The following is a 14,749-nucleotide window of genomic DNA, read 5'->3' as shown; positions in this document are numbered from 1 at the left end:
CCTCCATAGTGAGTCTGGACTGAGCCCGTTGCTGTAGCGTCGGGCTTTTTGCATTATGCGACCGGCCCATATGGAACCGGCGACTTCAAAGACGGCCTAATATGCGTTATCAATTGCCCCCGCGTCGAATCAGCATGAAGCATTTGTTCCCCTGCACCGCCCTCGCTCTTTTCATTGGCCTCGGCCTGTTGCCACTGTCGACCAATACGTTCGCAGCCAACAGCTGGGACAAACTTCAGCCTGATCGCGACGAGGTGATTGCCAGCCTTAACGTCGTCGAGTTGCTCAAGCGTCACCACTACAGCAAACCGCCGCTGGACGATGCACGCTCGGTGATCATCTATGACAGCTACCTAAAGCTGTTGGACCCCTCGCGCAGCTACTTCCTGGCCAGCGATATTGCCGAGTTCGACAAGTGGAAGACGCAGTTTGATGACTTCCTCAAAAGCGGCGATTTGCAGCCCGGCTTCACCATCTACAAGCGTTACCTGGACCGCGTCAAAGCGCGTCTGGACTTCGCCCTGGGTGAGCTGAACAAAGGCGTCGACAAGCTCGACTTCACCCAGAAGGAAACCTTGCTGGTGGATCGCAAGGACGCCCCTTGGCTGACCAGCACCGCCGCCCTGGATGACCTGTGGCGCAAGCGCGTCAAGGATGAAGTCCTGCGCTTGAGGATCGCGGGTAAAGAACCTAAAGCGATTCAAGAGCTGTTGACCAAGCGCTACAAGAATCAGTTGGCGCGTCTGGATCAGACCCGTGCCGAAGATATCTTCCAGGCCTACATCAACACCTTTGCGATGTCCTACGACCCGCACACCAATTATCTGTCACCAGATAACGCGGAAAATTTCGATATCAATATGAGTCTGTCCCTGGAAGGCATCGGTGCCGTCCTGCAGAGCGACAACGATCAGGTCAAGATCGTGCGCCTGGTGCCGGCAGGTCCGGCGGACAAGACCAAGCAAGTCGCTCCGGCTGACAAGATCATCGGTGTGGCCCAGGCCGACAAAGAGATGGTCGACGTGGTCGGCTGGCGGCTGGACGAAGTGGTCAAGCTGATCCGTGGGCCAAAAGGCACCGTGGTGCGTCTGGAAGTGATTCCTCACAGCAACGCGCCAAACGACCAGACCAGCAAAATCGTCTCGATTACCCGTGAAGCGGTGAAGCTTGAAGACCAGGCCGTGAAAAAATCGGTGCTCAACCTCAAGCAGGATGGCAAGGACTACAAACTCGGTGTAATTGAAATCCCGGCCTTCTACCTGGACTTCAAGGCGTTCCGCGCCGGTGATCCTGACTACAAGAGCACCACTCGCGACGTCAAGAAGCTGCTGACCGAACTGCAGAAAGAGAAAGTCGACGGCGTGGTCATCGACCTGCGCAACAACGGCGGCGGCTCCTTGCAGGAAGCCACCGAGCTGACCAGCCTGTTTATCGACAAGGGTCCGACCGTGTTGGTCCGCAATGCTGACGGCCGTGTCGACGTGCTCGAAGACGAGAACCCGGGTGCCTTCTACAAAGGGCCGATGGCGTTGCTGGTCAACCGCCTCTCGGCGTCGGCTTCGGAGATTTTCGCCGGCGCGATGCAGGACTACCACCGCGCGTTGATCATCGGCGGCCAGACCTTCGGCAAAGGCACCGTGCAGACCATTCAGCCGCTGAACCATGGCGAACTGAAACTGACCCTGGCCAAGTTCTACCGGGTTTCCGGGCAGAGCACCCAGCATCAGGGCGTACTGCCGGATATCGATTTCCCGTCGATCATCGACACCAAGGAAATCGGCGAGAGCGCCCTGCCCGAGGCCATGCCATGGGACACCATCCGTCCTGCGATCAAGCCTGCATCGGACCCGTTCAAGCCCTTCCTGACCCAGCTCAAGAACGAACATGACGCCCGCTCCGCCAAGGATGCCGAGTTCGTGTTTATCCGCGACAAGCTGGCCCTGGCCAAGAAGCTGATGGCCGAGAAAACCGTCAGCCTCAATGAAGTGGATCGCCGCGCGCAGCACAGCGACATCGAGAATCAGCAACTTGTACTGGAGAACACCCGCCGCAAGGCCAAGGGTGAAGATCCACTCAAGGAACTGAAGAAAGAAGATGAAGATGCGCTGCCGACCGAGCCTGAAAAAACCAAGCCGGAAGACGACGCCTACCTGAGCGAGACCGGGCGGATTCTGCTGGACTACTTGAAAATCAGCAAGACAGTGGCCAAGCAGTAAATGATGGCAATTTAATATGACCACTCCCTGGAGTGTCATCATATAGACATCATTCTGTCGTGAAATGAAGGACCGGATACGTAACGTATCCGGTCCTTTTTTTCGATAGAGAACACCATGACCATGACCGAACAGCTGAATGCCCTGGGCTCCATCCTGGCTCAAGGCAGTTTGCACAGTCTGTTCCAACCGATCATTTCCCTCTCCGAACGGCGCATCCTCGGTTACGAAGCCTTGAGCCGCGGCCCGTCCAACAGCCCTTTGCACTCCCCTGTCGCACTGTTCTCCGTGGCCCGCCACGCTGGGCGTCTCAGTGAACTGGAAATGGCCTGCCGGCAAAGCGCCTGCAGGCGGTTCAGCGAACAGAAACTGCCGGGAAAGCTGTTTCTCAACGTCTCGCCGGAATCCCTGCTGGAAACCGCCCACCAACCGGGACGCACCCTGCAACTGCTGCGTGACTTCGGCATTCCTCCCAGCCAGGTAGTGATCGAACTCACCGAACAAACCCCGACCGACGACTTTCAACTGCTGCAAACCGCATTGCATCACTATCGCGCCATGGGGTTTTCGATTGCCCTGGACGATCTGGGCGCCGGCTATTCCAGCCTGCGCTTGTGGTCCGAGTTGCGTCCGGACTATGTGAAGATCGACCGGCACTTTATCGATGGCATCCACCAGGACGCACTCAAGCGCGAGTTCGTCGGCTCGATCCTGAAAATCGCCAGGGCGTCCCGTGCGCAGGTGATCGCCGAAGGTATCGAGCTATCAGAAGAACTGGCCGTGCTGACGGAGATGGGCGTCGACCTGATCCAGGGTTATCTGCTCTGCCGCCCTCAGGAACATCCGCCCCAGGAAGCACGGTTAATGTTACCCAAGCCGGACAACGCCATCGTACCCCTCAACGATGAGACCAGCGACCTCAGCGCCCTGCTCAACGAGCAGCCGGCGGTGGGCCAAGACACAGCCACCGCCCAAGTGCTGGAGGCCTTTCGCCGCCAGGCCAACCTCAACTCACTGGCGGTGCTGGATGAACGTGGCCAGCCCATTGGCATCGTGCATCGACATTCTCTCTCGGATGCGCTGCTCAAGCCCTTTGCCACCGACCTGTTTGCCCGCAAGCCCATCAGCCGCTTGATGAGTGACGACTTTCTCGCCGTGGAGTTGAGCCAGTCCTTGCAACAGGTCAGCCGCCTGCTCACTAGCCGTGCGCGGCAGCGGATTGAAGAAGATTTCATCATCACCCTCAACGGTAACTACCTGGGACTGGGCCGGGTGATTGATGTGCTCAAATTGATTACCGAACTGAAAATCCAGCAGGCCCGCTACGCCAACCCGCTGACCCTGCTGCCCGGCAACGTGCCAATCCAGCAGTGCCTGACGCGGCTCTTGCAGCAGCAGCGCGAATCGGTGATCTGTTATGTGGATATCGACAGCTTCAAGCCGTTCAACGACATCTATGGCTATGGGCGCGGCGATGAAGTGCTGCTGTGCCTGGCGCAATGCCTGAACGATCGGGTAGACCCGAGCCGCGACTTTGTCGGGCACATAGGCGGCGATGATTTTTTGCTGGTGTTGGGTGCCCAGGATTGGCGCAAGCGGCTGAATCAACTGGTGGATGACTTCCAGACTCAGTGCCGACGTTTTTACCGCAGCGAACACCTGGAAGCTGGCTGTTTTATCGCGCTGAATCGGCAAGGGGTGCGCCAGGAATTTGCGTTGTTGTCACTGTCCATTGGCGTGGTGCATTTGCATCCACAGAGCTGTGGCCATCTCGATGCCAGCCAACTGGCCGAGCTGGCATCGCAGGCCAAACACCACGCCAAGAATGTGGCGGGGTATAGCATTCATGTGATTGATAGCTTGCGGCTGGAACTGGAGGAGCCAGAATCCCTGTAGGGGATTCAGCCCAGCTGTTCCAGGCGAATGGCCGCCAATGGATGCCCGGCCTTGGCGGCGACTTTCCACCAACGGGCCGCTTCCACAGGGTCCGGCGCCTTGCCCAGGCTTCCCGCCAGGCTTAACACACCCACCTGATAGGCCGCCTTGCCATCACCGGCCTGGGCGGCCAGCCGCAGCAAGCGCACCCCCTCTTCACGGGCGCCGAGGCCTTGGCCGCGAAAGGTCAGGATATGCCCGTAGAAACTTTGCGCCTCTACATTCCCCAGATTGGCCATGCGCGCGAACTGACCTTCCAGCCAGTGCCAGCCACGGGGCTGCTGCATGAACCAGGACCAATGAAACAGTTTGCGCGCTAGCCAATAACTGACATACGCCTTGAGTTTCCAGAGCACTCAGGCCTCCACCGATTCAGGATAATCGTACTCAAACACTCGAACCACTTCCGATGCGTGCCATGACGCGGCTGCGACGCCATCGGACGGCCCGCAAAAGCGACCAAGGCGCTCGACGCACTCAAAAAAGCCGGTACGTGGCAGGCGGCTAGCACCCTGGCTGATCACCAGAGAACTGCGCAACGGCTGATCGGCCTTGGCATCCAGGGCCGCCAAATGCTCCAGGGCGGCTGTCAGGGTTTGCATGGCCGGGGTAGGAAATTGCAGGCGCTCCAACAGGGCGCGATAGGTCAAGAGGTGTCGCTGGCGGCGAGCCTGGTCAAGTTCGTTGAGCAACCCATCCCAGTGTTGACGGCTGATGCGCACGCTCACACTTCATCCCTCCAACCGGCGATACCCAGTTCCCAGGCCAAGCTGCGGCGGATGGCGGCATCCGGCAGGCGTTCGCCGCTTTCGATCAAACCCAGGTACGACGGGCTGATACCCACGGTGCGGGCCAGAGTCTCGATGGCCAGGCCCTTTGCCTCGCGCAAGCTGGACAGGTGCGCCAATGGCCGCAAAACCTGATCGACATCGGCCTGGGGGATATTCGATGAAGACGTCGTAGGCTGCTGCAGACCGGCGGTTTTTAACAATGCCTGGTACTGAGCCCATGGCAGAACCGCGTACTCGGGTTCACCATCCCGTGAAATTATTTGTATATCCATGACTGCCCCGTAGGATCACAACACTTACTGAGTAAGTACTTTCCTTAGGAGTGTAATCCTAACAGCCACAAAGAGCGCAGGGGGATAATCCACGCGTTCAGTTTTTTTTCGGGTTTTCCTGCTCCAGAAGCTGCGGCGTGTCAGGCAGGCGCTCAACCACCGCAAGCTTTTCGGGGCGCTGGCGTTCACGCCAGGCGCGAAAAGCGCTCAGTTCGCCGTCCAGGGTCTTCATGACCCATGCCAGCACGGCAATGTCGTCGAGCATGCCGAACATGGGGATAAAGTCCGGGATCGCATCGATAGGGCTGAGGAAGTACATCAAGCCCGCCACCACCGACACCAGGGCCTTGGGGTTGATCGCCCGGTACTCGCCGCGCCAATAAGCCAGGCACAGCGCCTGCAGCAACTTGAGGTCGTCCTTGAGCTTTCCCAGCCGGTTACCCTGGCTGGAGCCTTTGGCAGCCACCGCGAACAACAGGGTCGGCAAGCGACCGCGACCAAGAAGGCGCGCGGCCAAAGGCAGGAAACGGGTGAAATTCCAGGGTGCTTTCATCGTCACTCCAGTTCCAGGCGACAGAAAAGGTTATCCACACAAGTTGTGGATAACCTTGTGAACAGAGCGCATTTTCGCGGCTGCAAGGCCCGGATTACAAGGCCCGTGGTCAGATCGGGCGTTTTTTGCGCATATAAAAAAAACCCAAGATTTCATTGACTTGGGGGGCATCTGCGGATACCCGCACTCAGGTCTTTTATCAGACTGCCCTCAGTCGCACACGTTCGGTTGGATTTGCACTGGATTCAAAGCACTGCAGGAGCTGTCGAGCTTTAGCGAGGCGGCGATGGCATCGCTGCGGTCTTACAGGGGCTGCGGGAGTGGATAGGTACGATTGCACCAGAAACAACAACGCCCCGTCGAGACGGGGCGTTGGGTGTTCAGCTGCGTGTTACTTGGCAGCTGGTGCTTCAGCCTTGGCCGGGTCCTTGATCGCCAGCAGTTCCAGGTCGAATACCAGCACGGAGTTGGCTGGAATCGCCGGGCTCGGGCTCTGGGCGCCGTAGGCCAGGTCGGACGGGATGTACAATTCAACCTTCTCGCCCACGTGCATCAGTTGCAGGCCTTCGACCCAACCTGGAATCACGCCGCTGACCGGCAGGTCAATCGGGCTGCCGCGATCCACGGAGCTGTCAAAGGTGGTGCCGTTGGTGAGCTTGCCGGTGTAGTGAACAGTCACTACGTCGGTAGGCTTGGGCTCAGCACCGTCAGCTTTCTTCACGATCTTGTATTGCAGACCGGAAGCGGTAGTGACAACGCCGTCTTTCTTGGCGTTTTCTTCGAGGAATTTCTTGCCAGCGGTTGCCGACTCTTCACTCATCTTGGTCATACGCTCTTCAGCACGTTTTTGCAGTGCGGCGAAGGCTTCGACCAGTTCGTCATCTTTCAGCTTCTGCTCTTTCTTGCCGACGGCATCTTCAATGCCCTGGGCGACCGCTTTGGAGTCCAGGTCATCCATGCCTTCCTGAGCCAGGCTTTTGCCCATGTTCAGGCCGATACCGTAGGAAGCTTTCTGCGCCGGGGTTTTCAGCTCTACGCTGGTTTGCGAATCACAACCCGCAAGTACCAGGCTAACCAGGGCCACCGCCGCCGCCAACCGATGCTGTTTCATGCTATTTCCTTGTTCATGCGCCAAAAGGGCATTCGAGTAAAGTCGCGAGCTTATCAGGCGGCCACGACCAATGGCTACCGGCATGTGAGCAGGAAACTTCTGATAAGTTCACGTGTTTAAACGCATTTTCATCCGTACCAACGCCCTGCAACGGATGCTGGGACCGCCAGAAACCGTCCATGAGCTGGGCTCATGGTTACTTGCCGCACCCGTTGGGTGATGGCATAACAGCGCTACCCCTCGACAAGGATAGTTATTTTGCGCATTTTTTCCCGTATTTTACTCCTGGCCCTCGCATTACTGGGCGTCGGCCTTGCCGTGCTGCTCTATTACGTCGCCAACCCGAAACTGCCGGAGTACGTGCCGGTGGAGCAGGTGCACTACCAGAATCAATGGAGTGCGGCCGACCGCCAGACGTATTACTTCACGCCCCAGGGCACCCAGGTCAAGGGCCTGCGCTATGACTGGTTCGCCGCGCTGGAACTGCCATTTTCCCAGCAACGTTTTGCCGCGCCCGAGTACCTGGCGCGCTTCGGCTTCCTGGTAGACCCGCGACAACAGGTCACAGCCCAAAACCCCGGCAACCTGCCTGTCGGCTTCGCCCGACACAAGAACGCCGGCAGCAACGACGAGTTTCTAGACATCACTTGCGCCGCCTGCCACACCGGCGAGCTGCACTTCAAAGGCCAGGCCTTGCGCATCGACGGCGGTTCAGCCCAGCACGTATTACCCTCCAGCGTCCCTACCCTGCGCGGTGGCAGTTTCGGCCAGGCGTTGGTGGCCAGCCTCGCGTCCACCTATTACAACCCGTGGAAATTCGAGCGCTTCGCCCGCACGGTGCTGGGGGACGAATACGACACCCGACATAGCCAACTGCGCCAGGACTTCAAAAAGTCCCTGGACAACTTCCTTAAGGTCGCCTGGAACGACACCCATCGCGGCCTCTACCCCACCGAAGAAGGCCCCGGCCGCACCGACGCTTTCGGCCGCATCGCCAATGCCAGCTTCGGCGATGCCATTTCCCCAGACAACTACCGCATCGCCAACGCCCCGGTGGATTACCCGCAACTGTGGGACATGTGGAACTTCGACTGGGTGCAATGGAACGGCTCGGCCCAGCAACCCATGGCGCGCAATATCGGTGAAGCCCTGGGCGTGGGCGCAACCCTGGATTTCTTCGACAGCGCCGGCCAGCCTCTCAAGGGCGATGCGCGCTACCCGTCCAGCGTGCGAGTTCGCGACTTGAACCTGATTGAGGAAACCCTGCAACGGCTCAAGCCCCCCACCTGGCCTGAAGAGCTGTTCAGCGCCGTCGACAAGCCACTGGCTGCCCAAGGCCGCGCCCTGTTCAGCAAAAACTGCGCCGGCTGCCACGTGCCAACCGTTACCCACGTTAATGGTCGCCCGGTGCAGCAACTGAAAATGCTCCCCGTCGAGGTGATCGGCACCGACCCTGGTACCGCCAGCAACATCGCCGACCAGCGTTACGACCTCAGCGCCCTGCAATGGGACCCGGCGGAATTGGCGCAGTTGAACGTCGAGCTGCACCCGACGCCAACCGAGCCTCTGGACCTGCGAAAAATATCGGTGGCCAAGGGGCTGGCCTACGTCACCGCCTTCGTCGAAGAGCATGCTTATCGCGCTGCCGGTGTCACCCCGGCCGAACGCCCGCGCCTGGACGGCTACGGCTTGCCGATTGGCGTACGCGAGTTACGCGCCTACAAGGCACGCCCGCTGGCCGGCGTGTGGGCCACGCCGCCGTTCCTGCACAACGGCTCGGTACCGACGATCTACCAGTTGCTCTCTCCCCAGGACGAGCGCAGCCGTACCTTCTATAAAGGCACCTTCGACTACGACCCGCGTCACCTGGGCTATCAAACCTCGGCCTTTAAAAACGCCTTCCTGTTCGATACGCAGATCACCGGCAACCACAACAGCGGTCACGAGTTCCGTGCCGGCAAGCGGGGCAACGGCGTGATCGGGCGTGGCTTGCTGCCCGAGGAACGCTGGGCGCTGCTGGAATATTTGAAAGTACTGGGCGGCCCGCTGGAACAGCAACTGCCCTGATCAACCGTCTTCGTCAAAAAGGATTTTTCAATGCTCGCTCGACTTTGGCTGCACCTCGGCGCGTTTCTCGGCAAGACCCTGTTGTGGCTGGTGGGCCTGGGCTTGCTCGGCTGGTTGCTGTCCACCATCTGGTTCGCCTGGCAACACAGCGGTCCGGTATCGCCGGATGAACAAATCCCGTCAGGGGAAGCCGCCATGACCCAAGGCATCATTCAGACGGCGGTGCGCATCGTCGATCAGCACCGCGAGGGCACGCGTTATTTACGCGACGCCCATGCCAAGGCTCACGGCTGCGTGAAGGCCGAGGTCAGCGTGCTGGCGGACCTCGACCCGGCACTGCGCCAGGGCGTTTTTGCCGAGCCGGGCAAAACCTGGCAGGCGACCCTGCGCCTGTCCAACGGCAACGCCTACCCGCAGTTCGACAGCATTCGCGATGCCCGGGGCATGGCGATCAAGTTGCTCGATGTACCGGGCAAGCAACTGCTGGCTGATCAGCAGGCGCGCAGCGAACAGGATTTCGTTATGTTCAGTCATCCGAACTTCTTTGTCAGCGACGTTGCTGAGTACGCGCAGAACGTAGGCGCCCAGGCCGATGGCAAAAAAGTCATGGCCTTCTTCCCCAGCCTCGACCCGCGCAGTTGGCAAGTGCGCCACCTGTTTATCGCCCTCGCAACCCTGGCACCCGCGCCGGCCAGTCCAACCCAGACCACCTACTTTTCCGTATCGCCCTACAAGTTCGGCACGGCCAACGCCAAGTTTCGCGTCGCACCCGACCCGCAAAGCTGCCCAGAGTACTCCCTGCCCAAACAGAATCAGGACCTGCCGAACTTCCTGCGCAGTGCCTTGAGCCAGCAGTTGTCCACCGACCGTGTAGCGGCGTGTTTTGCCCTGCAAATCCAGCGGCAGAATCCACAGAAATACATGCCGATCGAAGACACCAGCATCGAATGGAAGCAAAGCGATGCACCTTATGAAACTGTCGCCAACATCAAGATCCCGGCCCAGGATTTCGATACGCCGGCACTGAACCTGGCCTGCGATAACCAGTCGTTCAACCCCTGGTTCGGCCTGGAAGAGCACCGGCCGATTGGCGGGATCAACCGACTGCGCAAAGCAGTGTACGAAGCGGTCAGCGACTACCGTCACAGCCGTAACTTGTAAAGGTTTCATATAGATTCGAGGCCGTTCATAACGATTGCGTCGAGTCTATTGAGACACTGGCGCCCCGCCACTACCGTGGCTTCCTACCCCTCACACTCGTAGGAAGTCACCGTGGAAAGCTCAACACTCGGCATGATCGTACTTTCAATGATTGCGCTGTTCGGCGCCGCGTCCTTTTGCTTTGACCATCTGTCCACGCGCCAACCGAAAAAGAAAAAAGCCAAGTAATCCGATCAGGTCTTCACGCCTGGATCACTAGCAGACGCTGGCTCGTCGATCACCAGTTCCTGGGGAATTTCGTCCACGCGCGGATCGAGCATGGCGGCCATGGCGCCCATTGGGTGCTCCGGCATTGCGACGTGATGCAGCGGTGCGCCGTCCACCAGGTATTCGCCAGTGACCTGCTTGGGCTGCACTCGCCAGATCAGCAGCAAGGCGCAGGCGGAAAACAGCATGTAGAAGGCGCCATGGCCATAGCTGTTCATCAGCGCCCCGCTGACCATTGGCCCCAGGCAAGCGCCGATGCCGTGGGTGGCGAGCATCATGGCGCTCAAGGGCACCCGGCGCGGTTGTTCAACGTTGTCATTGGCCAATGCAACCGCCAACGGGTACAGGGTGAACAACAGCAAGCCGCTGAGAAAACCGAACACCAGTAACAGCGGATAGCTCAGTTGGACCATTCCCCATAACGGGATCACCAACACGCCCAGGGCCAGGGCGCAGCAACGGATCAGCCGGGAACGATCAATCCGGTCAGACAGCCAACCAATCGGCCATTGCCCGCACAGGCCGGCAAAGATCGACACCGCGACAAAGGTGCCGGCCTCAGCGGTACTCAGGCCGTTGCGGGTGGCGAACACCGGCGCCAGGGCGTAGAAAGCGCCGATCATCAGGCCGGTGATGAACACCGTGGTCAATGCCTTAGGCACGCGTTTCCAGAAGAAGCCGACTTCCAACGGCGCGGCCACCAACTTGGCAGGGTGCAGGCGCTTGGTCATGGTCACCGGCAGCAGGCAGGCGGCAAAGCAGATGGCGACGATCAGCAGCGGCTTGAAGTCCAGCTCCGGGCGCCAGATCAACACGCCCTGGCCGAGCATCAAGCCCAGGGAGACGGCGACCATATAGCCGGCGAACACCGCGCCGCGCTGGTTGTTTTCGGCCTGCTCGTTGAGCCAGCTCTCGATCACCATGTACTGGTTCATCATCACCAGCCCCATGACAAACCGTAGCGCCAGCCAGAACTCCAACTGCTCGAACAACACGTGCAACAGCACGATGATAGTGGCGACCCCGGCGCAGGCGACGTAGGAACGCACATGACCGACGCCTGCGATCATCCGGTGGCCAAACTTGGCGCCGCAGACCATGCCGCCGTAATAGGCGGCTGTCAGCGCGCCAATCCACAGTTCATTGACGCCCTCGCTGCTCAGGCGCAGGCCGATAAAACTGAAAAACAACCCGTTGCCAGCCAGCATCAGGATGGTGGCGCTGTAGAGCGCGGGAAAGGTCAGCAGGGTCAAGTTCATAAAGGTCAGGTCAGGAGGTGGTTTTCAAGGTGTCGGCATGTGCCAGCAACCACTGGCGAAAACTGCGGGCAGCCGATGGCGGGTTGCGATGGTGCGGTTGCATCAGTTGCAGGCGCCCGCGGCTGAGCATGCTGTGGGGCAAGGCCATTTGCAGGCGCCCTGCCGCCAACTCACCCTCCAGCAGGCTTTTCCAACCCAGGGCTACGCCATGGCCCATCACCGCCGATTGCATGAGTAACTGGTAGCTATTGGTGCGCAAGGCATGGCGCGGGGCGTGGTAATGGGCGCCGGCATCGACGAACCAGTCGGTCCAGGTCAGCCAGTCGTGATAGTGATCCTCGACGATCAGCAAGGTGTGGGCATGAAGCAGGTGCTGCGGGTCGCGGATCGGCCCGTGACGCTCCACATAGCTGGGGCTGCAGACAGTGATGACCTGCTCGCTGTCGAACACAGGCGTCAACTCCAGGCCGTGAGGCGCAGGCAGCTCATCCAGGTGATAAAACAAGCCCAGGTCATACTCGCTGACATCCAGATGGCTCGGACTCTCGCTGCACAGGATGCGGATATCCAGGTCCGGGTGCTGACTCTGGAAAGCGGGCAACAGCGCGGCGAGCCAGATTGAACTGATGGTCGGCGTGCTGGCCAGCGTGAGTTGGCGATCCTCCCCCCGGCGGCGCAACTCGGCCGACTCGCGATCCAGCTCGCGCAACAAACGCTGGATAGTGCGGAAGTAGCGCTCACCTGCAGGCGTCAGGCTGATGCCCAGTGCCAGTCGATGGAACAGCGGGCGCGCCAGGTTTTCTTCCAGACGCTTGATCTGCCGGCTCACCGCGCTTTGGGTCAGGTTCAGTTCATGGGCGGCCTGGGTAAAGCTCAGATGGCGAGCTGCTGCCTCGAATGTCTGCAAGCAGTTGAGCGGTGGAAGATCGACGTTTCGGCGCGACATGAGGGTTTCCAATGGCAAGCGCTGGCGCCGATGAACTGGCGCCAGCGGGTGATCAGGTTTATGGGCATCCTGCCACTTGATCATTCACAGCGCGACCCGGGCTACACGTTTGCTCCATTGGCGACGATGCACCCACTGGCCACTTTCCCACGCCACTTGCTCGGCCTCGATATAGAACCACTGAGCATCGGCATGCACATGCAGGCTGCTGTCCACTTCCACCGACCATTGATCACGACTGACACGGTAGTGCCACTGGATATCGGCACGGGTCGACAACGGGTCCCACGCCAAGGTGCGGTACTGCTCGGTGCAGCGCTGGTCCACCGACAACCCATGATCGGTAAAACGTACCGCGCCCAGGTCATCCTCGATCTTCACGCAGACTTCACCGCTGCCGACATCTTCCATCAGCGTGCGTTTCGGCGCGGCGGCGCGCAGGACTTCTAGGGCCGCTGGCGGGGCTGATTGCGGGGCTTCAAACGGGCACTCTATAGCCTCACCGGTAAACACGGGCAACTGCACGTTTTGCAGTTCGGGCAGCAAGGTCAGGGTGGTCAATTCGCGACTGGGCCACAGCAGCGGGAAACTGGCGGTGCTGAGGGCCAGGCGCAAACGATAGCCCGCCGGAAGGCGCATGCCGACGTGATCCAGGCTCAATTGCACGTCCATCGGTTCGCCCGGCACCGGCGGTGTCACCCGGGAAACATCTTCACGAAGGGTGAGATTAAGCACGCCATAAGTGATCTGCGTGACCTGACCATCGGGGGCCACGGCATTAAGCCGGGCCACCAGTTGCCCGCAGGTGGTATCGCTGGCCACTCGCAGGTTCAAACGCACGTCGCCCAGCAGCGCCAGCGGCTCGGTCAGCGGCAGGGAGTCGAAGCACAGGGAGTGAGCGTCGTCGCGGCGCTGATCTGTCGGGCCGTCGGGACCGAACCAGATGGCGCAATATTCACCTTGATGCAGGCCAGTGGTCAGTGGCGAACAAATACTGCGTGCCGTCGCCAATGGCTGGCAGCCCGGCGCAAGACCCGCGTCGTCGAGGCTGTAATCGGTCCATTGAACCTGAGGATCAGGCCAGCCCGATGTCTGCACCCACACACCCGGCCGCTCGGCGTAACTGCCCTTGGGTGGCAGAACGTCCTGTAGGTAAAAAGTGCAGGCGGCATCATCCATCACCCCGTTGTCGATGCCCTTGAGCCAGTGATCCCACCAACGCTTGGCCTCCTGCAAAAAGCCGATAGCCGGGTTGGGCACAGCGAAATGCGGGTACTTGTGAATCCACGGGCCGATCATCGCTTTCTTCGGACCCGGCAGGTTTTCCATCAGCCGTGGCACGGCATTCTTGTAGGCATCGCCCCAGCCACCGACGGCATACACCGCCGCCTTGATCGCCGAGTAGTCCTCGCACACCGAACCATGGCGCCAGTAATCATCACGGGTCTGGTGTTGCAGCCAGGTCTCGGCCAGCAGCGGCATGGCGTCCAGGCGCTCTTGCCACATGGCTTTCCAGTCTTCGCCCACCAGCAAGGGATCGGGCACCGCAGCACTGAAGTTGAGCATGGTGGCGGCCCAGCCGAAATTCTCCATCAGCAGGTTGCCGCCCTTGTAATGGATGTCATCGGCAAAGCGGTCATCGGTGGAGCACAGGGTGATGATCGCCTTCAATGCCTCGGGCTGGCGCGCCGCCACTTGCAGGCCGTTGAAGCCGCCCCAGGAGATGCCCATCATCCCCACGTTGCCGTCGCACCAGGGTTGCTGGCATAGCCAGTCGATCACTTCGAGGGCGTCATCCTGTTCCTGCAGCAGGTATTCATCGGCCATCAGGCCTTGGGATTCACCGTTGCCGCGCATGTCCACCCGCACACAGACATAGCCCTGCCCGGCCATCCACGGATGGGTCAGCGCATCGCGCACGGCGGTGCCGTCGCGCTTGCGGTACGGCAGGTATTCGAGGATCGCCGGGAAGGCTTGATCGCCTGCCGTTTCCGGCAGCCAGATGCGGGCGGCCAGTTGTGTGCCATCGCTCAGCGGGATCAGGCAATGCTCGATTTCACGGACCTTGTGGGCAAACTCGGTAACGATTTCCATCGGTAACTCCAGAAGCGGGTAGACGTTATTGCAAGCAAACGACTCCCACGCGCTCAGGTTGCAGCGCGCGAGAAGAC

General features: G+C 60.0%; 12 protein-coding genes. 4 read left to right on the top strand and 8 right to left on the bottom strand.

Annotated features, from left to right (window positions below):
• Positions 1–134: 134 nt before the first annotated feature.
• Both ACZRKZ_RS04085 and ACZRKZ_RS04080 read left to right on the top strand, forming a co-directional pair.
• Positions 135–2,216, top strand: a complete 2,082-nt coding sequence (locus ACZRKZ_RS04085) for a carboxy terminal-processing peptidase (protein WP_463980768.1) — start codon at positions 135–137, stop codon at positions 2,214–2,216.
• A gap of 117 nt (positions 2,217–2,333) precedes the next feature.
• Complete coding sequence (locus tag ACZRKZ_RS04080) at positions 2,334–4,112, top strand: bifunctional diguanylate cyclase/phosphodiesterase (RefSeq protein ID WP_463980767.1); 1,779 nt, start codon at positions 2,334–2,336, stop codon at positions 4,110–4,112.
• 5 nt (positions 4,113–4,117) lie between these two features.
• Here the strand turns inward: ACZRKZ_RS04080 and ACZRKZ_RS04075 are convergent, their stop codons facing one another.
• From ACZRKZ_RS04075 to ACZRKZ_RS04055, 5 genes are all read right to left on the bottom strand, one after another.
• Complete coding sequence (locus tag ACZRKZ_RS04075; RefSeq protein ID WP_463969732.1) at positions 4,118–4,507, bottom strand: tetratricopeptide repeat protein; 390 nt, start codon at positions 4,505–4,507, stop codon at positions 4,118–4,120.
• On the bottom strand, positions 4,508–4,879 hold the full coding sequence (locus tag ACZRKZ_RS04070) for a hypothetical protein (protein WP_133099000.1): 372 nt from the start codon (positions 4,877–4,879) through the stop codon (positions 4,508–4,510).
• Positions 4,876–5,214, bottom strand: a complete 339-nt coding sequence (locus tag ACZRKZ_RS04065; RefSeq protein ID WP_463980766.1) for a helix-turn-helix domain-containing protein — start codon at positions 5,212–5,214, stop codon at positions 4,876–4,878. The genes ACZRKZ_RS04070 and ACZRKZ_RS04065 overlap by 4 nt, the downstream gene beginning before the upstream one ends.
• 97 nt (positions 5,215–5,311) lie before the next feature.
• Positions 5,312–5,767, bottom strand: a complete 456-nt coding sequence (locus tag ACZRKZ_RS04060; protein WP_463980765.1) for a YkvA family protein — start codon at positions 5,765–5,767, stop codon at positions 5,312–5,314.
• 391 nt (positions 5,768–6,158) lie between these two features.
• Positions 6,159–6,878 carry an FKBP-type peptidyl-prolyl cis-trans isomerase gene (locus ACZRKZ_RS04055; RefSeq protein ID WP_463969729.1) on the bottom strand — a complete coding sequence of 240 codons (720 nt, stop codon included), beginning with the start codon at positions 6,876–6,878 and terminating at the stop codon, positions 6,159–6,161.
• A gap of 258 nt (positions 6,879–7,136) precedes the next feature.
• Between ACZRKZ_RS04055 and ACZRKZ_RS04050 the strand changes: the two genes are divergently transcribed.
• Complete coding sequence (locus tag ACZRKZ_RS04050; protein WP_463980764.1) at positions 7,137–8,945, top strand: di-heme-cytochrome C peroxidase; 1,809 nt, start codon at positions 7,137–7,139, stop codon at positions 8,943–8,945.
• 30 nt (positions 8,946–8,975) lie between these two features.
• Positions 8,976–10,106: a catalase family protein gene (locus ACZRKZ_RS04045; RefSeq protein WP_463980763.1), complete on the top strand. Its 1,131-nt coding sequence runs from the start codon at positions 8,976–8,978 to the stop codon at positions 10,104–10,106.
• Between the two features lie 233 nt (positions 10,107–10,339).
• Here the strand turns inward: ACZRKZ_RS04045 and ACZRKZ_RS04040 are convergent, their stop codons facing one another.
• The 3 genes from ACZRKZ_RS04040 to ACZRKZ_RS04030 form a co-directional block, all read right to left on the bottom strand.
• Positions 10,340–11,632, bottom strand: a complete 1,293-nt coding sequence (locus tag ACZRKZ_RS04040) for an MFS transporter (RefSeq protein ID WP_463980762.1) — start codon at positions 11,630–11,632, stop codon at positions 10,340–10,342.
• 10 nt (positions 11,633–11,642) lie between these two features.
• Entirely contained in the window at positions 11,643–12,578 is a 936-nt protein-coding gene (locus tag ACZRKZ_RS04035; protein ID WP_463980881.1) for a LysR substrate-binding domain-containing protein, read from the bottom strand.
• Positions 12,579–12,662: 84 nt separating this feature from the next.
• Positions 12,663–14,672 (bottom strand): CocE/NonD family hydrolase, encoded by a 2,010-nt coding sequence (locus ACZRKZ_RS04030; protein WP_463980761.1) that lies wholly within the window; start codon positions 14,670–14,672, stop codon positions 12,663–12,665.
• Positions 14,673–14,749: the final 77 nt, after the last annotated feature.

It is taken from the genome of Pseudomonas sp. c313 (assembly GCF_055407145.1).
Note: the sequence above shows the minus strand (reverse complement) of the source record. Positions and strands in the feature narration are given on the sequence as shown.